At 70.4% G+C, this 18,780-nt stretch carries 18 protein-coding genes; 9 read left to right on the forward strand and 9 right to left on the reverse strand.

Annotated features, from left to right (window positions below; translation table 11 throughout):
* Nucleotides 1-7: 7 nt before the first annotated feature.
* Both ABTX24_RS08265 and ABTX24_RS08270 read right to left on the reverse strand, forming a co-directional pair.
* Nucleotides 8-604 carry a TetR/AcrR family transcriptional regulator gene (locus ABTX24_RS08265; protein WP_350838756.1) on the reverse strand — a complete coding sequence of 199 codons (597 nt, stop codon included), beginning with the start codon at nucleotides 602-604 and terminating at the stop codon, nucleotides 8-10.
* Nucleotides 605-613: 9 nt separating this feature from the next.
* A complete protein-coding gene (locus ABTX24_RS08270; protein ID WP_160026435.1) occupies nucleotides 614-1,804 on the reverse strand; it encodes a heparan-alpha-glucosaminide N-acetyltransferase domain-containing protein in 1,191 nt (396 codons plus the stop codon).
* Between the two features lie 74 nt (nucleotides 1,805-1,878).
* Here ABTX24_RS08270 and ABTX24_RS08275 point away from each other — a divergent pair, with 74 nt between their 5' ends.
* Nucleotides 1,879-3,084, forward strand: coding sequence for an MFS transporter (locus tag ABTX24_RS08275; RefSeq protein ID WP_350838759.1), 1,206 nt, complete (start codon nucleotides 1,879-1,881; stop codon nucleotides 3,082-3,084).
* Nucleotides 3,085-3,108: 24 nt separating this feature from the next.
* On the opposite strand, the gene ABTX24_RS08280 is transcribed toward ABTX24_RS08275, so the two are convergent.
* Nucleotides 3,109-3,879, reverse strand: coding sequence for a sugar phosphate isomerase/epimerase family protein (locus tag ABTX24_RS08280; protein WP_350838761.1), 771 nt, complete (start codon nucleotides 3,877-3,879; stop codon nucleotides 3,109-3,111).
* Nucleotides 3,880-3,889: 10 nt separating this feature from the next.
* The gene (locus ABTX24_RS08285) at nucleotides 3,890-4,846 is read right to left on the reverse strand and encodes a Ppx/GppA family phosphatase (protein WP_160026432.1); all 957 of its coding nucleotides are present in this window, start codon (nucleotides 4,844-4,846) and stop codon (nucleotides 3,890-3,892) included.
* A 69-nt stretch (nucleotides 4,847-4,915) separates the two neighbouring features.
* Here ABTX24_RS08285 and ABTX24_RS08290 point away from each other — a divergent pair, with 69 nt between their 5' ends.
* Nucleotides 4,916-5,500 (forward strand): uracil-DNA glycosylase family protein, encoded by a 585-nt coding sequence (locus ABTX24_RS08290; RefSeq protein WP_350838763.1) that lies wholly within the window; start codon nucleotides 4,916-4,918, stop codon nucleotides 5,498-5,500.
* On the opposite strand, the gene ABTX24_RS08295 is transcribed toward ABTX24_RS08290, so the two are convergent.
* From ABTX24_RS08295 to ABTX24_RS08305, 3 genes are all read right to left on the reverse strand, one after another.
* Nucleotides 5,484-6,743 carry an MFS transporter gene (locus ABTX24_RS08295; protein ID WP_350838765.1) on the reverse strand — a complete coding sequence of 420 codons (1,260 nt, stop codon included), beginning with the start codon at nucleotides 6,741-6,743 and terminating at the stop codon, nucleotides 5,484-5,486. The genes ABTX24_RS08290 and ABTX24_RS08295 overlap by 17 nt on opposite strands.
* 161 nt (nucleotides 6,744-6,904) lie before the next feature.
* Nucleotides 6,905-7,336 carry a YybH family protein gene (locus ABTX24_RS08300; RefSeq protein WP_160026427.1) on the reverse strand — a complete coding sequence of 144 codons (432 nt, stop codon included), beginning with the start codon at nucleotides 7,334-7,336 and terminating at the stop codon, nucleotides 6,905-6,907.
* Nucleotides 7,333-7,923 carry an NADPH-dependent FMN reductase gene (locus ABTX24_RS08305; RefSeq protein WP_350838767.1) on the reverse strand — a complete coding sequence of 197 codons (591 nt, stop codon included), beginning with the start codon at nucleotides 7,921-7,923 and terminating at the stop codon, nucleotides 7,333-7,335. Before ABTX24_RS08305 ends, ABTX24_RS08300 begins: the two co-directional genes overlap by 4 nt.
* A 133-nt stretch (nucleotides 7,924-8,056) precedes the next feature.
* Here ABTX24_RS08305 and sigJ point away from each other — a divergent pair, with 133 nt between their 5' ends.
* The gene (gene sigJ / locus ABTX24_RS08310; protein ID WP_350838769.1) at nucleotides 8,057-8,935 is read left to right on the forward strand and encodes an RNA polymerase sigma factor SigJ; all 879 of its coding nucleotides are present in this window, start codon (nucleotides 8,057-8,059) and stop codon (nucleotides 8,933-8,935) included.
* Nucleotides 8,936-8,940: 5 nt separating this feature from the next.
* Here sigJ and ABTX24_RS08315 read toward each other — a convergent pair whose 3' ends face one another.
* Complete coding sequence (locus ABTX24_RS08315; RefSeq protein WP_350838771.1) at nucleotides 8,941-9,456, reverse strand: hypothetical protein; 516 nt, start codon at nucleotides 9,454-9,456, stop codon at nucleotides 8,941-8,943.
* Nucleotides 9,457-9,553: 97 nt separating this feature from the next.
* Nucleotides 9,554-9,868, reverse strand: coding sequence for a hypothetical protein (locus tag ABTX24_RS08320; RefSeq protein ID WP_350838773.1), 315 nt, complete (start codon nucleotides 9,866-9,868; stop codon nucleotides 9,554-9,556).
* 147 nt (nucleotides 9,869-10,015) lie between these two features.
* Between ABTX24_RS08320 and ABTX24_RS08325 the strand changes: the two genes are divergently transcribed.
* The 6 genes from ABTX24_RS08325 (at nucleotide 10,016) to ABTX24_RS08350 (ending at nucleotide 18,780) form a co-directional block, all read left to right on the forward strand.
* A complete protein-coding gene (locus ABTX24_RS08325; RefSeq protein ID WP_350838775.1) occupies nucleotides 10,016-10,777 on the forward strand; it encodes a DUF3109 family protein in 762 nt (253 codons plus the stop codon).
* A gap of 78 nt (nucleotides 10,778-10,855) precedes the next feature.
* Complete coding sequence (locus tag ABTX24_RS08330) at nucleotides 10,856-11,512, forward strand: VOC family protein (protein WP_160026421.1); 657 nt, start codon at nucleotides 10,856-10,858, stop codon at nucleotides 11,510-11,512.
* Between the two features lie 119 nt (nucleotides 11,513-11,631).
* Nucleotides 11,632-12,222 carry a class I SAM-dependent methyltransferase gene (locus ABTX24_RS08335; RefSeq protein ID WP_350838777.1) on the forward strand — a complete coding sequence of 197 codons (591 nt, stop codon included), beginning with the start codon at nucleotides 11,632-11,634 and terminating at the stop codon, nucleotides 12,220-12,222.
* 66 nt (nucleotides 12,223-12,288) lie between these two features.
* Nucleotides 12,289-13,053, forward strand: a complete 765-nt coding sequence (locus tag ABTX24_RS08340) for a D-Ala-D-Ala carboxypeptidase family metallohydrolase (protein ID WP_350838779.1) — start codon at nucleotides 12,289-12,291, stop codon at nucleotides 13,051-13,053.
* A 170-nt stretch (nucleotides 13,054-13,223) separates the two neighbouring features.
* On the forward strand, nucleotides 13,224-14,252 hold the full coding sequence (locus tag ABTX24_RS08345; RefSeq protein ID WP_350838780.1) for a LuxR C-terminal-related transcriptional regulator: 1,029 nt from the start codon (nucleotides 13,224-13,226) through the stop codon (nucleotides 14,250-14,252).
* Nucleotides 14,253-14,418: 166 nt separating this feature from the next.
* Nucleotides 14,419-18,780, forward strand: a complete 4,362-nt coding sequence (locus ABTX24_RS08350) for a S8 family serine peptidase (protein WP_350838782.1) — start codon at nucleotides 14,419-14,421, stop codon at nucleotides 18,778-18,780.

Here is an 18,780-nt window from a genome sequence, read left to right on the forward strand (position 1 = left end):
AAGAGGACTACGGCAAAGGCCCGGTCAGATAGCCCTGGACCACCGGCGCGTACGTCGCCACCAGCGTGTCCACCGGAGCCGACGCGAGCGGCTCGATCCGGGCGATGTAGCGCAGCGCGACGAGCCCGACCAGCTGCGAGGCCACCAACGTGATCCGCCGCTCGGGTTCATCGAGCTCGAGCGCCTCGCCGACCGGCGTCAGGATCAGCCGGCCGAAGGCATCCGGCACCAGCGCCTTCCCCTCCGGCTCGAAAGCGCTGCGCATCAACGCCATCAACGGGAGCCGGGACTCCTCGTCGTCCCAGATGCTCAGGAGCATGCGGATGAGCCGCTCCCCCACCCCGTCGCGGCCACCGGCGGCGATCACGGGAACGACGTCTCGTGGATCGACCCGCAGCTCCAGCGAGGCGACGAAGAGGTCCTCCTTGGTGCCGAAGTAGTGGTGCACCAGGGCAGAGTCGACCCCGGCGGCGGTCGCGATCCCGCGGACGGAGGTCGCGGCGTACCCCTGCTGCGCGAAGCGCTGCCGAGCCGCCGCCAGGATCGCCGCCCGGGTGTCCGGCGAGCCGGGCCTGCGCCCTCGCCGCGGTGCCGTCGTGCTCATGCGATCACGCTAACCCGACGACGACAGCTCGGGGCGAGGCTCCGTCCGACGCAACCAGGCCGCGGGACGGCCGACGAGCCATTCGAGCGGACCCGGGCGACCCCATGCGGTGACGACCGCACCGATCGCCATCACGACGAGCACATGGAAGACGTACGTGTCGGGCGTCTCCGGCGGCCAGACCGCATCGGTCTTCATGATCACGTGCAGCGTGTAGAGGGTGAGGGTCATCGTGCCGGCGCCGAACAGCACCGCCATCCCGGCGCGCCACCGGTCCGGCAGCCGCAGCGCGATCATCTGGCAGGCGCCGATGACGAACATCGAGGTGCCGATCGTCTGCGCCAGGTCGAACGGCGTGGTCGAGTGCGGCGCGACGACCAGCAGCCACTGCCAGCCGCCGTCGACCGGTGTCTGCCCGTAGAGACCGTGGCTCATCGCGGTCAGCGCCCCGTCGATGTCGGTCTCGGGATAGGTGCGCAGCAGCTCCGCAGCCACCGACGGCAGCCGGGTCAGCCTCCCCGAGAGCCAGGTGGCCGAGACGGAGATGATGATGCCGCTGGTCCAGATCATGTCGACCACGAGCCGGTTGCGCAGGTCGACCCGGCCGATGGCCATCCCGATCAGCACATAGGCAAGCCACGGGACGGCCGGGTAGTAGCCGGTGAAGAGCAGCTCGGCGAGCAGCCGGCCCGGCTCCAGCAGCTGCGACGGCTCCGGGCTGGAGAACTGTCGCGGCGGCAGCATCGGCCGGATGACCTGCGACAACATCGGACCGATGACGACCCAGAGCACACCGAGCAGCCACAGCCAACGCGCCCGCAGCCCGAGGAACGGGATTGCGATCAGGAACAGCACCCCGTAGTAGGTGAGGATGATCGCGATGTTGGTGCCGAGCGAACCGAGCACCAGCCCGAGCGCGGCAATCAGCACGGCCCGTGCGACCAGTCCCAGCGACCGGGACGCGAGCACCCGCCCCTTCACCGGCTCCTGACGTCCGGTCATCAGCGCCAGGCTGACCCCGGCGAGCACGGCGAAGAGCGCCGCGGACCGGCCACCGGCGACGGCCTGGATCCTGGTCAGCTCCCCGGAGGCGTCGACCGGGTCGAGCACGTGCGTCGCCATCATCCCCAGCAACGCCAGGCATCGCGCCACGTCGACACCGACGAGACGCGTCGAGAGTCGATCGGAGAGCGCGGACATCGCCCCCAGAGTAGAGATATCTCACGTACGCCGCGGCTTCACCCACCCACAACACCTGCTTTACCGTGAGAACGATGTCCGTCGATGCCTCCCTGACCCGCCCCTGGGTCGGGCACGATGCCGGCAGCAGCGGCTACCGCCGGATCCTGATCGGCCTCTTCGCCGCCGGGATCGCGACCTTCGGGCAGATGTACTCCACCCAGGGCATCCTCCCCACCGTCGCGCACGCGCTCGAGGTCAACGAGGCCTCGGCCGCGCTCACCGTCTCCACCGCGACCCTCGGCCTCGCAGTCAGCGTCCTCGGCTGGTCGTGGGTCGCGGACCGCATCGGCCGGGCACCGGCGATGAAGATCGCGCTCTCGATCTCCCTCGTCCTCGGCCTGCTCACCCCGCTCGCCCCCGGCTTCACCACGCTGCTCGTCCTGCGCAGCCTCGAGGGCCTCGCGCTCGGCGGCGTACCCGCGCTCGCGGTCGCCTATCTGGCCGAGGAGATCCACGTACGCCACGTCAGCCTCGCCGCGGCCATCTACATCTCCGGCACCACCGTCGGCGGCCTCCTCGGCCGGGTCATCACCGGGCCGTTCGCCGACCTCGGCGGCTGGCGCCTGGGCGTCACCGCCGGCGGCGTCCTCTCGGCGATCGCCGCGATCATCGCGATCACCCTGATCCCGCGCGCCCAGGGCTGGGTCCGCCCGGTCGGCAGGCCGACCACGTCCGTACGCGAAGGGGTGCTCGCCAACCTCCGCGACCCGGGCATGCTCGTCCTCTACGGGCAGGCAGCACTGCTGATGGGCGGGTTCGTGGCGACGTACAACTATCTGGGGTTCCGCCTCGAACGCGAGCCCTTCGGGCTGCCGGTGGCGATCTCGAGCCAGATCTTCTTCGCCTATCTCGGCGGCACCGTCTCCTCGTCGGTCGCAGGCCGGCTGGCGGCTACCCACGGGCGGCGAAAGGTCATGCTGACCTGCGTCGTCATCACGATCGTCGGCGTCGCGATGACCTTCCCCGACAACCTCGCGATGGTCCTGACCGGCCTGTTCGTCCTCACCACCGGCTTCTTCGGTGCCCACGGCGTCGCGTCGGGCTGGGTCGGCGCCCGCGCGCGGGTCGGAAAGGCCCAGGCCAGCGCCCTCTACAACCTCTTCTACTACGGCGGCTCGAGCCTCTTCGGCTGGCTGCTCGGCTATGCGTACGTCGCCGGCTGGTGGGGCGTCGCCACCGCCGTCCTCGTCCTCGCCCTGACCTCGCTCACCTGGTCCTGGCTCGCCGCCCACGACTGAGGGGCGGCTCGACCAGCAGTGGCGTCAGGCCTGGAAGTGCTTCCGTGCGAACTCGAGCGACTCGCGGAGATCGGCGACGCGCTCGGCGCGCGACCGGGCTCGGCGGGTGTTGATCTCGAGGACGATCTCGCCGTCGAACCCCGAGGCGGCCAGGTGGCGTAGGAAGCGGTCGGCACCCATGTGGCCCCGCCCGGGCACGAGATGCTCGTCCTTGGCCGAGCCGGTGCCGTCGGTGAGGTGGATGTGCCGCAGCCGCGGCCCGAGCCGCTTCGCCATCTCGATCACATCGTCGTTGGCGATCGCGGCGTGGGAGAGATCGATGGTGGTGTTGGCGTAGTCCTCGGTCGAGGGGTCCCAGTGGGGCAGGTACATCGGCGTGGAGCGCTTGGCCGCCCGCCACGGATACATGTTCTCCACCGCGAACTTCAGCCCGGTCGAGCGCTCCAGCGTGGCGATCCCCTCCACGAACCCGGCCGCGTACTCGCGCTGCCAGCGGAACGGCGGATGTACGACGACCACCCCCGCGCCGACCTCGGCGGCCATCTCGGCCGACCGCTCGAGCTTGCCCCAGGGCTCGAAGCCCCAGACCTGCTGGGTGAACAGCAGCGTCGGCGCGTGGATCGCGACGATCGGGATGCCGTGGTGCTCGGCGAGCTGCTTGACCGCGTGGGTCTGCTGGGAGAGCGCGTCGATGCCGACCATCACCTCGACCCCGTCGTATCCCACCTCGGCCGCATAGGCGAAGCCGCGGGCGGTCGACTCGGGGTACGTCGAGGACGTCGACAACGAGATCATCGCGGGCCTCCTAGTCGGACCTTCCGAGATCGGAACTGTCGATGAAGGACAGGTGGTCGAGACGGTCGAGGATCAGACCCTCCCGCAGAGCCCACGGACAGATCTCGAAGGCGGGCACGTCGAAGATGTCGAGGCATGCCTCGGCGACCAGCGCACCGGGCACGATCTGATGGGCCCGTGACGGGCTGACCCCGGGCAGGTCGGAGAGCTCCTCGAGCGACATCTCCAGCAGCTTCGGGATCCAGTCGCGCAGCTCGGTCAGCGGCAGCTGGCGGCGCACCCGTAGCCCTTCGCCGCTCGGCGCGGCACCGCAGATGCGTGCCAGCGAGCGGAACGTCTTCGAGGTCGCCACCGCCATGTCCGGCTGACCGTCGCGCAGGATCTTGCCCGCGTCCTCGGCGATCGCAGCGCGGATCGACCGGCGCAGCTCACGCAGCTCCTCCTCCGTCGGGCGGTCACCGAAGTAGCTGCGCGCGAGCCGGCCGGCGCCCAGCGGCAGCGACCAGGCGACGTTCGGCTGCTCGTCCAGTCCGGCCGCGATCTCCAGCGAACCGCCGCCGATGTCGAAGACGGCGAGCCGTCCGGCGGACCAGCCGAACCAACGGCGTACGGCCAAGAAGGTCAGCCGCGCCTCGTCGTCGCCGGGAAGGACCTCGATCTCGACCCCGGTCTCGGCATGTACGCGGTCGAGCACCTGCTGGGAGTTGCCGGCATCGCGCACCGCCGAGGTCGCGAACGCCAGCATCTCCGAGACACCCTTCTCCTCCCCCACCGCCACCGACTCACGGGTGAAGGCGGTCAGCGCCTCGATCCCGGCCTCGGTCACATCGCCGGCCTCGTCGAGGTGCTCGGCCAGCCGCAACGGCTGCTTGAAGGAGTACGCCGGTAACGGGGCCGCCCCGCCGTGGGCGTCGACCACGAGCAGGTGTCCCGTGTTCGATCCGATGTCGAGTACGCCCAGACGCATAGGTTCGACTTTAGTGGCTCGCCGTTCCCCGAGCGGAACTCCGCTGGAGAAGAAGACGAAGATGACCTCGTGAAGGAACTCGACAGCATCCGCCGAGACATCGCGGCTCACCCGAGCAACACCTGGGCCGTCGCGGCAGGGTTCGAGCCTGTCTACGTGGCTCATCCGGATGCTCGGTGCCTGATCATCGGCCAGGCCCCGGGCATCAAGGCTCAGCAGAGCGGCATACCGTGGAACGACGCGAGCGGGCGACGCCTCATCGAGTGGCTCGGCGTCGACGAGGCGACCTTCCGCGATCCGACGGCGTTCGCGATCCTGCCGATGGACTTCTACTACCCCGGCAAGGCCACGACCGGCGACCTGCCGCCGCGGGCCGACTTCGCGCCGAGGTGGCACCCTCCTCTGCTCGAGCTGATGCCGCAGATCAGCCTCACGCTGGTCGTCGGCGACTACGCGCAGCGCCACTACCTCGGCGGGAAGAGCTCGCTGACCGAGCGGGTACGCAGCTTCCGCGACTATCTCCCGGAGCGGTTCCCGCTCGTCCACCCCTCACCGCTGAACTTCCGGTGGCAGTCACGCAACCCCTGGTTCGTGTCCGACGTCCTGCCCGAGCTGCGGCGCCGCGTCGCCGAGGTGCTCAGCGGCCGGCGGTAGCCGCCTCGCGATCCGGACTGGCGACGACGGTGACGGACGGTTCCCCGATCCGGGCGTTGACCGCACCGGCGACCACGACCACGAGCGCGGCAGCGGCGGGCAGCAGGAGTGCCGCGTCGGTGCCCCAGCGCTCGGCGATGCCGCCGGTGACCGCGGAGGCCAGGGACTGGCCGAGGATCACCGCGGAGCCGAGCATGGTCATCACGGTGGCCGACCGGCCGACCGGGCTGCGGCGGGCACCGAGGCCGTACTGGGTGACCAGCGTCGGGCCGATCCCGAGACCGATGACGAGCAGCGCGACGACCATCCCAGTCACCGACGACACCGCCGGCAGCGCGAGGGCGCCCGCGAGCATCAGCCCGCCGAAGACGAGCCAGCGCGCGGCCGAGGTGAAGCCGACCGGGAAGGCGGCGACGCCCAGCGCCAGCGCGGCCGATCCGACGCCCATCGCGGCGTAGACCAGGCCGGCCTCCTCGGGACGCCCGTGGTCGGCCATGAACGCGGTCAGCGAGGTGAGCATCGAGCCGAAGAAGAGCCCGACACCGAGGATGCCGACCACGATGACGACCACGCGCGGACGAGCGAGCTCGCGCACGGAGCCGGCAGCGGGCGTACGGCCGGACGAGGCCTGTGCGGTCGCGGCGCTCGGGTGGAGGGCGAAGGCGGAGACGAAGATCAGGGTGAGCACCGCGGCGGCGACGACCGGCGCCCAGGGGTCGATCGTGACGGCGAGGACGCCTGCCACGACAGGACCGACGATGAAGACGATCTCGTCGGCCGCCGACTCGTAGGCCATGGTCGAGTTGATCACCCGCACGCGACGTCCCGGGGCGATGCACGCGGAGATGATCGCCATCAGCCGCGACCGCGACAACGGCGCGATCTGCGGGGCGGTCGCACCGACCAGGAACGCCACCGCCAGCACGGCCGCGTCGGGCAGCGGGCTGTAGACGACCCAGGCCATCGCGGCCAGCATCGCGCTGCTCGCGGCGCCGACCACCAGCAGCACGCGCCGCTGGCCGAACCGGTCGACCGCGGCGCCGAGGAGCGGGCCGCACGACGCGGCTCCGATCCCCACCATCGCCGAGTTCAGACCGCCCAGCGCCAGCGAGTCACGGCCCGCGACGACCAGTGTCAGCACACCGACGACCATCATCGCGTACGGCATCCGCGCGACCAGCGCGAGTGGGAAGTACGTCCCTCCGACCGAGCGCACCAGACTCTGCTCGCTCTGCACTGACATCTCTTTCGAACCTCCCGCTGCGAACCGCGGCTCTGTGCCGCCTTGGTCCGCCGGCGGGGCCAGCGCGAGGTGATACACACAATGGATACGGAGCGGTGGCTCCGTACCTACAAGAATACGCCGCTCACCCCGGCCACCCGAATCGCCGAGGTGGGCGCCGGTCAGGGCTCGAGATCGACCATCCCGTTGCCACTGAGGATGTCCAACGGCACCGACACCTGGTCGTGCGCGATCCTCCAGGTGCCGTCGATCCTGCGCAGCCCGTAGGTGACCCGCACCCACATGCCGGCGGTGGCGACGCCGTTCTTCATCGTCCCGCTGAGCCGGCCGAAGGCATGCCCGAACGCGACGTCGTCACCGATGGTGAGGGTCAGGTCCCGGAGCTCGTAGTCGACGGACTCGAAGACCTGGAAGACCCGCTCCCAGTTGGCGAGCTTGGCCTCGATCCCGACGTGCTGGAGCGGCGGCTCGACGTCGAAGGACACGACATCGGAGGCGTACGGCTCTCGCAGGGCCTCGAGGTCCTTGGCCCGCAGTCCGTCGATGACCTTCTCGATCTGGCCGCGGATCGCGGTCTCCTCCGCAGCGCTCATGACGCGCCTCCCTCGGCCCCGACGAGGCTGCCCTCGCGCAGCGGCGCGAGCGCGGTGCTCCAGGAGATGACCTGGTCCAGGGTTGCGGCCAACGCAGCCTCGTGCCGCTCCCCGGGGACGAACGTGGCGTGGTTCTCGAAGTCGGTGAAGAGCGAGAGCTCCACCGGCCGGCTCACGTCGGCCATGCCCAGCGCCCCGCAGACCGTACGCAGCTGGGCGACCGCCCGGGCGCCGCCGCTGACGCCGTACGAGACGAAGCCGACCGCCTTGTTCGTCCACTCCGCGCAGGCGTGGTCGATGGCGTTCTTCAGGACTCCGGGCATGCCGCCGTTGTACTCCGGCGTCACGATCACGAAGCCGTCGAACGGCGCGATTCGCTCAGCCCAGTCGCGGGTGTGCTGGTTGGCCGAGGGCCCGAACATCGGAGGCACCGGCTCGTCCAGGTGCGGGAGCGGGTGATCGCGCAGATCGACGAGCTCGAAGGTCGCGTCCTCGCGGCGCGAGGCCTGGTCGTGGACCCACCCGGCGACCTGTGGGCCAACACGGTTGGGGCGGGTGCTGCCGAGGATGATGCCGATGCTGATCATGTTCCGGACTCCTTTGAAGCTGAGGTCGGTCTGCTGCCCCTCCGACGACGCAGGCGTACGGAATGTCAGGCGGTCTCACAGATCGGGTCGCTGTTTCGTCGGACCGGTAGACATGAAGACCGAAGGAGCCGCCATGCCCGACCCGCACCTCGCCGAGGTGATCAGCGAGCGCCGCCAGCTGATCAACCTCGCCTACCGCCTGCTCGGCTCGCTCGCCGAGGCCGAGGACGTCGCGCAGGAGACCTACACCCGCTGGTACGCCCTGCCCGAGAAGCAGCGGGAGAAGATCGAAAATCCCGGCGCCTGGATGACGACGGTCGCCAGCCGGATCTGTCTGGATCTGCTCGGCTCCGCACGGGCCCGGCGGGAGCACTACGTGGGCGACTGGATCCCGGAGCCGGTGCCCGGGGGCTGGCTCGACGGCTCCGCTCCGGCCGACCCCGCAGACCGGGTCACCCTCGACGAGTCGATCAGCATGGCCTTCCTGGTGGTGCTGGACTCCATGACCCCCGCCGAGCGGGTCTCCTTCGTCCTGCACGACATCTTCCGCTACACCTTCGCCGAGATCGCCGACGTCGTCGGCCGCACCCCCGCTGCCTGCCGCCAGCTCGCCTCCAGCGCACGCCGCCGCATCGACACCTCACAGGACCCGTCGACCACCGAGCGCGCCGACCTGGTCCGGGGCTTCAAGCAGGCCTGGGAGTCCCGCGACATCGAGGCCCTCGTCGGCCTCCTCGACCCGTCGGCGGTCGCGACCGCTGACGGTGGCGGCCTGGCCCTGGCCTTCCTCGAACCGATCAGCGGCGCCGACCAGATCGCCCGCGCCTGGATCGATATCGCCACCCTCGCCCCTGAGGTGACGCTGCGGGAATGCGTGGTCAACGGCCAACCCGGCCTGGTCGGAGAGCTCGACGGCGCCACCGTCTCCGTCTACGCCTTCGATATCGCCGACGGTCGCATCACCCGCATCTGGGCCGTACGCAACCCCGAGAAGCTCGGTCCGTGGGCCTAATTACGTCAGGAGTCAGCCGAGCGTTCGCGCATCAGTCTGAAGACGTCTTGGGCACTGACGGCAGCCTCGAATGGCCCGAAGTACCGCTGAAACACCTCGCGCCGGCGAACGAAGTCCGCGAGCAACTCCTCAACCAACGTGCCGTCTTCGATGCTGAAGCGCCTCTTCCCCGTGGGGTCGAAGATCTTCGCCGTGCCCACACGGGCGAAGGTGTCGAACAGTTGACTAATCTCGGAGACAACATCAGCCGGGTTGGTGAACGACACTCGTATCCCAACCGAGGGGGCAGGCATGTCGACCTCCAGGTCGATCCAATGACACCGCCCTCGCAGCACCAGGTAATGCTCTCCTCGCCTCTCAGCACCGATGTCCAGCAGAGCTGAGACGTACGCATCAGAGGTTCCGGCGGCAGGAACAACCTGATAGACGGCGGACTCGACGCCCATCACGACATCCCTTCTCTCGGCTTGCAACCAGTCGGCGATCGTGAGACTGATCGCCTTTCGTAGTAGAGCACCCATCGACGCCACCCTTGTGAAAGTTTCACAAAGTTGGACCCTCTGCCCTAGCCATCCGCACCTCAGGCTCAGCAGTCGCCGGGGCACTTCAGTAGCGGAGTCAACGCAAGGGCTGCCACTCCGACCATTCGAACTCGACGCCGAGAGCAACCATGAAGTCCTCTGGCGCCGAGACTGCTTCGGCGGCGACGGCGAGGCTGAGAAGGCTGGGTGAGTTGTCCCCGCTACCGATCATGGCGACCTCACCTGCCGCCACTTGAAAGGCAGCGACTTCGACCTGAAGACCATCGAAATCCACGAGCTCGAACGTGAGCCCGGCGGCCGTCAGATCGGCCTTACGGACGTTGAATGCCGCGACTTCTCCCCACCTCAGGTGGTCAACGTCTGCCCACGACAATGCGACCACTCGACTCACGAGGACTCCTTACGCCGCCTCACATGCGGACTCCGCGCCCAATCTACGTCCGGTACGCCTGAGGATGCGCAGACCAACGTTGCCGGCGTCGCGTGCTCGGAGCGCAGTCATGCTGGCTGTGTGCTCTCGGCGACGTAGGCTTGGCAGGTGCCTGAGGTACCCCTGGATTTCCCGCGTGCATGGGTGGAGTTCGTGAACCCCGACGACCCGGACGAGCGGATGCGCTGCGACCTGACCTGGTTGACGTCGGCGTACTCCTGCATCTTCGGCAACGGCTGCCCGGGGATGTTCAAGAGCTCGCCGGACGTGGGGTGCTGCACGCTGGGGGCGCACTTCGCCGACGAGGAGGACGAGGCCCGGACGGCTGAGTTCGTACGGCAGCTGACCCCGGATCTGTGGGAGCAGCACCCGGGGCGCGAGGTGGAGACCGACGACTGGGTCGAGCTCGACGACGAGGGCGAGCGGAAGACCCGGGTCACGGAGTTTCGCGGCCAGGAGTCGTGCGTCCTGGCCAACCGGCCGGACTTCGCCGGCGGATCGGGGTGCGCGCTCCACATCCTGGCCGCGGCCGAAGGCCGGGAGCACTTCGAGACGAAGCCGGACGTGTGCTGGCAGCTGCCGATCCGGCGTACGTTCCGCGATGTCGAGCTGACCGACGGGACGACCTACACCGAGGTGACGATCACCGAGTACGACCGGCGCGGCTGGGGTCCGGGCGGCCACGACCTGGACTGGTACTGCTCCGGCAACACCGAGGCCCACGTCGCCGTCGAGCCCGTCTACCTCACCAACCAGGCCGAGCTGACCGAGCTGATGGGCAAGGCGGCGTACGCCGAGCTCGTCCGCCACTGCGAGGCGCACGTCCGGTCGCGGTCCGCCCTGGCGCTCCATCCCGCCAGCCCGCGCTGAACCCCGGGGTGTATCTCGACATCAAGAGATAGTGACCCTGGATTGGTCTCTCTCTCAGCGAGAGTTCAGAATCGTTACATGCGCCTGGACCATGTTTCGTACGCTGCAGGACCCGATGGCTTGGTACAGACCGCCAAGCAGCTCGGTGAGCTGCTCGGCCAGGAGTTCGTCGACGGCGGCGTCCACCCCCGCTTCGGCACCCGCAACTACATCCTTCCGATGCGCGGCGGCCTCTACCTCGAGGTCGTCGAGGCACTCGAGCACCCGGCCAGCGACAAGGCCCCGTTCGGGCAGGCGGTCAAGGCCCGCTCCGCTCTCGGTGGCGGCTGGATCGGCTTCGTGATCGGCGTCGACGACATGACCCCGATCGAGGAGCGGCTCGGCCGCAAGGCGGTCCCCGGCAACCGTCACCTCCCCGACGGCCGCGAGCTCCACTGGCAGCAGATCGGGATCAACGGCCTGATCGCCGACCCGCAACTGCCCTACTTCATCAAGTGGGAGACCCCTGATCTCCACCCCGGCAACGCCGGCTCCGACATCACCCTCACCTGCCTGGAGATCTCCGGCGACCCCGAGCGGGTCAAGGACTACCTCGGCGACGAGCTGAAGGAGCGGGTCGACCCGTGGACCGGCAAGCCCGCCGAGAACGTCCACATCGACTGGGTCGCCGAGCACGGCACCCCCGGTCTCCTGGCCGCGCAGTTCGTCACCCCGCGCGGCGAGGTCCGGATCTGACCAGGCTCGACCTGCCGGGGGCGACGGGCGCGATCCCGTCCCCCAACATCTGGAACCACACCGCGACGTACGAGATCGAGAACCGTGCGCTCGACCCGCACGGGCGACTCTGGGCAGCCATGTCCGAGACCGGGCCCTGGGCCGGACGCGACGTCCTCGACCTGGGCTGCGGGACCGGGTTCTACCTGCCGCGCTTCGCCGAGGATGCCCGCACCGTCACCGGCATCGAGCCCCATCCGGACCTCGTGACGCTGGCCCGACGGCGTACGAAGCGGCTCTCGAACGTCACCGTCCACAACGGCATCGCCCAGCGACTCCCGCTGCCGCCGGCATCGGTCGATGTCATGCACGCCCGCTGGGCCTACTTCTTCGGCCCGGGCTCGGAGCCGGGGCTCGGCGAGCTCGACCGGGTGATGCGCCGCGGCGGCGTGGCGATGGTGATCGACAACGACGGCTCCCGGTCGAGCTTCGGCGCATGGTTCCGCCGCGGATACCCGAAGGTTCCACCGCCCGAGGAGCAGGAGCGGTTCTGGTCGAGGCACGGCTGGACGCGCGTCCCCGTCGACATGGACTGGTCGTTCGGATCACGTGCGGACCTGGAGGCGGTCGTACGCATCGAGTTCGACCCCACCACCGCGGCGGCGATCCTCGAAGAACACCAGGGGACGTATGTCGACTACGCGGTGAACCTCTGGTGGAAGCGTTTCTGAATCACCGCACGCGGCCGCGGAAAAAGCGTGACCATTGAGGCTCCCCCCAAGGAAAGGAGTTTCACCATGCACCATTTCCCACGTCTCGGGCGTCGGCTCGGCACGGTCATCGGCACCCTCCTTCTCACGGTCGCGGCCTCCCTCGCCGCGGTCAGCGTCACTGCCGCGCCGGCTCACGCCGACGCCTGCTACACCTGGAGCGGCACCCTGCAGCAGGGCTCCTCGGGCAGCGCGGTCACCCAGCTGCAGATCCGGGTCGCCGGATGGGCGGCCTCCGGCACGGTCTTCTCGATCGACGGGTCCTACGGCCCGGCGACGACGACCGCCGTACGCAACTTCCAGGCCGCCTACGGGCTCGCCGCCGACGGCGTCGCCGGCGCGAACACGTTCAACAAGATCTACGCGCTCCAGGACGACGACTGCACCCCGGTCCACTTCGCGTGGAGCGAGGTCGACGACGTCTGCTACGGCGGCTGGCCGACGCCGATCTCCGGAGTGACGGTCGCACAGGTCAAGGCCAACCTGATGCAGGCGATGTGGCGAGCCGAGGCGATCCGGCACCGGCTCGGCGACAACCCGCTGCGGGTGACCTCGGCCTACCGTTCCAAGGCGTGCAACGACGCCGTCGGCGGTGCCGCCAACAGCAACCACCTCTACGGCCGGGCCATGGATCTGGTGCCCGGCAGCAGCGCGACGACCATGTGCGGCATCGCGCGTGCCTCACGCCAGTCGTTCCCGCAGGTGCTCGGGCCGGGCTACCCCGACCACAGCGACCACATCCACCTCGGCATCCAGTCGAGCGTCTTCCACAGCGCCTCGCAGTGCTTCTGAGTCGCCGAGTCGGCTCAAACTGACAGAAAACTCCGCCGAGTCGGCTCGTCATGACGAGCCGACTCGGCGCGGTTCTTGGTCGGAACGAGCCGACTCGGCCCTCGGGGCGTCGGTGAGGTGGTCGGGATCGGGATCGGTCCGACGAGCTCACCGCATGGCATCGTTGTGCCGTGAACCTCGAACCTCCCCTCCCCACGTCACGGGCAGCCACGCTGGGCCCCCACGGAGGGCTCGCCGTAGCCGGCCTGGACGCGGAGGCCGAGGCGGTCTACGGGGCGGTCCTCGCCGCCGGAGCGATCGAGGACGCCGAGGTCGCCCGCACCCTCGGGATCAGCACGGAGGCGGCCGCGCGCACGCTGGACGAGCTCCGCGCGGCCGGGCTGGTCAACCGGGCGGCGGGCGACGGGCGGTTCGCCGCCGTCGATCCGCGGGTCGCGCTGCGCGCGGTCGCGGAACGCGCGGAGGACGGTCTCGCCCGGCTCCGTGCCGCCATCCCGCTGCTGGCCGAGGTCTACGAGAACCGTGGTGCGGCGGAGCGACCAGGCTCGAGCGTCGGCGTGCTGGTGGGGCCCGACGCCGTGGGCGCGGCGTACAACAGGCTGGAGCATCAAGCCGTCGAGGAGTTCATGGCGTTCGACCGGCCGCCGTACGTGCTCGCGCCGCTGAACCCGCTCGAGCCCGTGGTCATCGCGCGCGGTGTGCGCTGGCGAGCTGTCTACGCGGCCGCGGCGCTGGATCGCCCCGGCGCGTGGGACGAGGTGCGCCGCGCCGTCGAGGCGGGTGAGCAGGCGCGGCTCACGAGCGATCTGCCGGTCAAGCTCGCGATCGCCGACCGGCGGGCCGCGCTCGTGTCGACACGTCTCGACGGCCTGCGGCCCGAGGCGATCCTCACCGATTCCCAACCGCTCGTCGCGCTGCTGTGCGAGGTGTTCGAGGCGCATTGGGAGCAGGCCGCCGACGTGCCGCGCGACGAGCCCGCGCAGCGCGGCCCCGTCCCGGTCGAGCGACGCGGCCCGACAGCCGAGGAGCGGGCGCTGCTCGCGTTCTTCGCGTCCGGAGCGAAGGACGAGGTGATAGCGCGCGAGCTGCACGTCTCGACCCGGACGGTACGTCGGCGCAGCCAGCTGCTCCTACGGCGACTCGGCGCCGCGAACCGGTTCCAGGCAGGGGTGCAGGCAGCGCGTCGCGGTTGGGTCTGACCTCGGCCGACGGGGTCTCAAGGACGGCGCGCAACCTCGAGATGGCCGCCTGCGGCCAGTTGGCCGCTGCCGGACTCTCGCACACGTGCGGTCGAAACATCTGGGCGCTTTCATGAGCACTGAGCCGTCTTGCGCGGATCTCAGAAAGTTCACCGGAAGGTCACCCATGTCCCCCATTTCCCGTCGCGGCGTCACCGTCGCGCTGGCGGTGCCCGCCGTGCTCGCCGGCTCGGCCCTCGTACCCCTGAGCGCCGCGGCCGACCCCGGCGAGTCCGTCGCCGTCATCATCGAGCTCGACAGCCCCGGTGCTGTGCAGCGCGTCGGCGCCGACCGGATCGCCGAGTCGCGATCCGCGGACGGCGACGTCGGCACCCAGAACGATCTGTCAGCCACCTACCGTGCGATCGCGGACGACATCGCCACCGAGCAGGAGGCGACTGTCGACCGTCTTCGGGCGGATGGCATCCCGGTCGACGAGACCGGGAGCGTCGCGGGCCTGATCAACGCGGTCATGGCGGAGGTGCCCGAGCGCAGCCTCGACGAGCTCGCCGCGGCGGACGGTGTCGCGCATGTGACCCGCGACGTGCGGATGCGCGCGCTGACCGTCGACTCCGTCCCGTCCACCGGCGCACCTGCTGTCTGGGAGAAGAAGGATGCCGACGGCACCCCGCTGCGCGGTAAGGGCATGACCGTGGCCGTGATCGACACGGGCGTCGACTACGGGATCGCCGACCTGGGCGGCGATTTCGGCGAGGGGCACAAGGTCGTCGGTGGCTACGACTTCGTCTCCGACGACGACGACCCGATGGACGAGCACTACCACGGCACCCATGTCGCCGGCATCGTCGCCGGAACAGGAGCCGAGACGACCACCGGCGTGGCACCCGACGCCTCGATCACCGCGTGGCGAGTTCTCGACGCCGACGGTTCGGGCATGATGTCCGACGTCCTCGCCGGTTTCGAGGCCGCGGTCGACCCGACAGGCTCCCACCCCGCCGACGTCGTGAACATGAGCCTGGGCGGCCCGGTGGAGGACAACGACCCCCTCGCGCGCGCCGCGACGGCCGCGGTCGAGGCGGGCACCGTGGTGGTCGCCGCCGCGGGCAACGCCGGTCCGGGTGACGAGACCGTCGGCTCCCCCGCGATCGCGCCCGACGTGATCGCGGTCGGCGCCTCGACCACCGGCATCCGTACGCCGTCGATCACCCTCCGCGGTGCCACGTTGCCGGCCGGGTCGATGCGCCGTTACTCGCTCTCCGCGAATCCCGGCCCGAAGGCCGTCACCGCGCGCGTCATCGACGTGGGCTCCGGCACCCCCGAGGACTACGAGCGCGTCGGTGATGTGACGGGTGCGATCGTCGTGTACCAGAGCCCGACGGCCCAGGCCGTCACGGGCTACGACATGTACCTCTCCGAGCTCGCCGAGCAGAACGGCGCGGTCGGAGCACTCGTCTACCAGCCCACCAACGCCGACCCCGGGGTCGGCGACGGGCCGAGCGACACCCCGATGGGCGGCTTCGAGACCCACGCCAGCGACGGCGGCGAGCTCGCGGCCCAGGCGGGCTGGGACCAGCGCCGAGCGAGGCTCGTGATGATGTCGCTCTACGCCGGCGACTACGGCAACATCCGTCGGGCCGTGCTCGACGGCAAGGTCACCGCGACGATCACGGGCGAGGACGCGACCGACCTGATCGCCTCGTTCAGCTCCCGGGGCCCGGCCGGTACGACGGTCAAGCCCGAGATCGTCGCCCCCGGCGTCGAGATCCGCTCGGACATCCCCGCCTGGCAGGGGATCGAGGGCAACGCGTACCGGCTGTCCGGAACGTCGATGGCGGCACCGCACGTCGCAGGTGCCGCGGCACTGGTACGTCAGGCTCACCCCGACGAGACGGCCCTGAAGGTCCGCGCCCGGCTGATCGGCTCGGCGCGGGAGCTCGATAGCACCGATGCCGGCGTCAGCCCGTTCACGCAGGGCGCCGGGGCGCTCGCGGTCGACCGAGCAGTGGCTCAAGACGTCACCGCTTCGCCCGACGCACTCTCGTTGGGCCTTGCCGACACGGTGGGCGACGCCCGCTCGCGCACTGCCACCGTCACGCTGACCAACTCGGGCAGGACGACGCAGAAGCTGAAGCTGCACGTCGAGGGGTCGAAGGTCAGCGACGGCCGCATCGATCTGTCGGCCAGGTCGGCCACCCTCAAACCGGGTGGCCGGGCCGAGGTGACGATCACCCTCACCCCCGCTCACCGCGACCGGCCCGGCGAGGTGTCGGGTGTGCTCGTCGCCACCGGCACCGGCAAGGACGCCGCGCGCGTGCGCGTGCCGTACGCACTGCTGGTGCGCCCGCTCGTCGTACGCGCCACACCGGATGTCGCCGACGGCGCGACGCGCGTCGTCGTGCAGGCGCCCGCGGCGCTCGAGCGTCCGTCCGCCGACGTCGTGGCCCCTTCGGGCCGGCGCACGACCGTGCAGCTGTCGCCCCAGGACGGGCGCCCCGGTTGGTACGCCGCTGACCTCGAGGTGCGGGAGGCAGGGGTCCACCGGATCGATGCGACCGGCACCACTGCCGAAGGACGGCGACTCGGCGGGACCGGGTCCCTCGTGTCGCTGGGGGCCGACCGGCGCGGCGACTGGGAGCAGGTGGGCCCGATCTTCACAGGCGGGCTCACGGTGACCTCACCGGATCGTGCCGGCACGGCGATCCATGTCGTCCAAGACGGCATCAGCCCGTTCTGGACGAGCGACGGCGGCAAGACCTGGACGCGCGTGCGCTCGATGCCCGTCGCTGCCGGCGTAGGCCTGCCCGCGGCTGACCCGGCCGTACCCGGCGGCTTCTGGCTCGCCGTCAACGGCATGGCCGGGCGCGACGTGCTCGACGCCACGTACCAGGGCCGCCTGCTGCACAGCGCGGACGGCGGGAAGAGCTGGGACGTGCAGTCGCTGCCGGACGAGAACATCCAGGCGTTGGGCGCCGATCGCTCCACGGTCGCCGTCGCGACCGCCGCAGGGCTGCGGTTCAGCCGCGACCACGGCCGGACCTGGGACCTCGTGCCGACCGGCTGGTCAGGATCGGTCGATCACCTGGCGGTGGCTGACGGACGGGTGTACGTGCAGACGTTCGACGGGCTGTGGCGGGTCGATCTGACCGGTCAGACGCCCGGGACGGTCACGCAGGTCGTCACGCCGGACAGCAGCATCAGCTCGCTCTCCGACGTGGCGGTCGCGGGAGACACGGTGATCGCGACCGTATGGAACGCCGAGGATGCGACCGTGCTGCGGTCGTCTGATGCCGGAGCCACCTGGAAGTCGTCGCAGCCGGTGCCCGGCGCCTACTCCCTCGGCCTGTCGGTGGCGGGCGACACCACGTACCTGCGCTTCTTCGGCCGTGTGTACGCCAGCACCGACCACGGCGCGACCGCGAAGCCGGTCGCGCTGCCCGAGGGGACGCGCGACGTACGCGACGTCGACGTCTGGCAGGGCGGGGACGGGCTGGTGGTGACCACGAGCGCCGGCGTCTGGGGTGGCGACCGCGACACCTGGACGAGGTACCCGCTGGCGGGCGGCAACTCGTGGAGCCTGGCGGTCGGCGCCGATGCCGCGAAGGAGCCCGTGCTGCGCGCCGGCGACGCCGAAGGGATCAAGGAGCGCCGGCAGGGAGATCTCGGCACCGGCCCGGCACTCGACTGGGGCCTGACGGGCGACGAGGGCTGGATCGGCCTGTCGGCCCTGGACGTCGAGCAGTCGCCCGTCGGCGCACGCAACGTGTGGTGGGTCCGGCAGGACGGCTTCCTCGGCACGCAGCTGATCCGCCGCACGCTCGATGGCACCGACACGCGTGTCGGCCCCCACGTCGAGGTCGGAGACGTCGCGGTGTCACCGGTGCGGGAGGGCACCGTCGCGATGACGTACGGCGCAGAGCCCGAGACGGGCATCCTCGTCTCGACCGACGGGTTCGCCACGTGGACCACACACCCGTACGACCTAGCGGTCCGCACGGTGGAGTTCGACGCGTCCCGGCCCGAGCGGCTGTGGATCGCCGCCAGCGAGGGCCTGTACCGATCGGACGACCTCGGTGCGACGCTCGTGAAGGTGGGCGACGGTCCCGTCCGCTCCTTGTCCGTCGAGAAGGACGTCGTGATCGCAGGCACCGATGGCGGCGTGCTGGTCAGCACGGACGGCGGGAGGAGCTTCCGCAGGTCGGTGATCCCGAACCTGCGCGCGGCGGTCGGCGCGGTCGCCTCGGTCTCGGTCCAGGTCGCAGCCGACTCCTCCGGCAGGCCGGGCAAGGCCGGTCGCGTGCTCGTCGCCGGGAGCACCGATCTCGTCCGCGACGGAGTGCTCGCCTCAGGCGCTGGGGCCTTCGTCAGCACCGATGCGGGCAAGACCTGGCAGCCTGCATCGGGCGGTCTCACCGCGCTGGACATCCGTGATCTCGCGGTCAGCCAGGACGGCAGATGGCTGTACGCCGGCACCCGCAGAGGAGGCGTGGTCCGCACCACGACCGATGCGCTGGTGAGGGCGCTCGGCTGA

This window comes from Nocardioides sp. NPDC127514 (assembly GCF_040302125.1).
In the GTDB taxonomy this organism is placed as follows: Bacteria; Actinomycetota; Actinomycetes; order Propionibacteriales; family Nocardioidaceae; genus Nocardioides.

Bases quoted from the DNA above. Each gene is read 5' to 3' on its own strand.
- ABTX24_RS08305 (WP_350838767.1), bottom strand. From the start codon at position 7,923: ATGATCAGCATCGGCATCATCCTCGGCAGCACCCGCCCCAACCGTGTT.
- ABTX24_RS08330 (WP_160026421.1), top strand. From the start codon at position 10,856: ATGCGCCTGGACCATGTTTCGTACGCTGCAGGACCCGATGGCTTGGTA.
- ABTX24_RS08350 (WP_350838782.1), top strand. From the start codon at position 14,419: ATGTCCCCCATTTCCCGTCGCGGCGTCACCGTCGCGCTGGCGGTGCCC.
- ABTX24_RS08280 (WP_350838761.1), bottom strand. From the start codon at position 3,879: ATGATCTCGTTGTCGACGTCCTCGACGTACCCCGAGTCGACCGCCCGC.
- ABTX24_RS08285 (WP_160026432.1), bottom strand. From the start codon at position 4,846: ATGCGTCTGGGCGTACTCGACATCGGATCGAACACGGGACACCTGCTC.
- ABTX24_RS08315 (WP_350838771.1), bottom strand. From the start codon at position 9,456: ATGGGTGCTCTACTACGAAAGGCGATCAGTCTCACGATCGCCGACTGG.
- ABTX24_RS08340 (WP_350838779.1), top strand. From the start codon at position 12,289: ATGCACCATTTCCCACGTCTCGGGCGTCGGCTCGGCACGGTCATCGGC.
- ABTX24_RS08300 (WP_160026427.1), bottom strand. From the start codon at position 7,336: ATGAGCGCTGCGGAGGAGACCGCGATCCGCGGCCAGATCGAGAAGGTC.
- ABTX24_RS08275 (WP_350838759.1), top strand. From the start codon at position 1,879: ATGTCCGTCGATGCCTCCCTGACCCGCCCCTGGGTCGGGCACGATGCC.
- ABTX24_RS08335 (WP_350838777.1), top strand. From the start codon at position 11,632: ATGTCCGAGACCGGGCCCTGGGCCGGACGCGACGTCCTCGACCTGGGC.
- ABTX24_RS08270 (WP_160026435.1), bottom strand. From the start codon at position 1,804: ATGTCCGCGCTCTCCGATCGACTCTCGACGCGTCTCGTCGGTGTCGAC.
- ABTX24_RS08265 (WP_350838756.1), bottom strand. From the start codon at position 604: ATGAGCACGACGGCACCGCGGCGAGGGCGCAGGCCCGGCTCGCCGGAC.
- sigJ (WP_350838769.1), top strand. From the start codon at position 8,057: ATGCCCGACCCGCACCTCGCCGAGGTGATCAGCGAGCGCCGCCAGCTG.
- ABTX24_RS08295 (WP_350838765.1), bottom strand. From the start codon at position 6,743: ATGTCAGTGCAGAGCGAGCAGAGTCTGGTGCGCTCGGTCGGAGGGACG.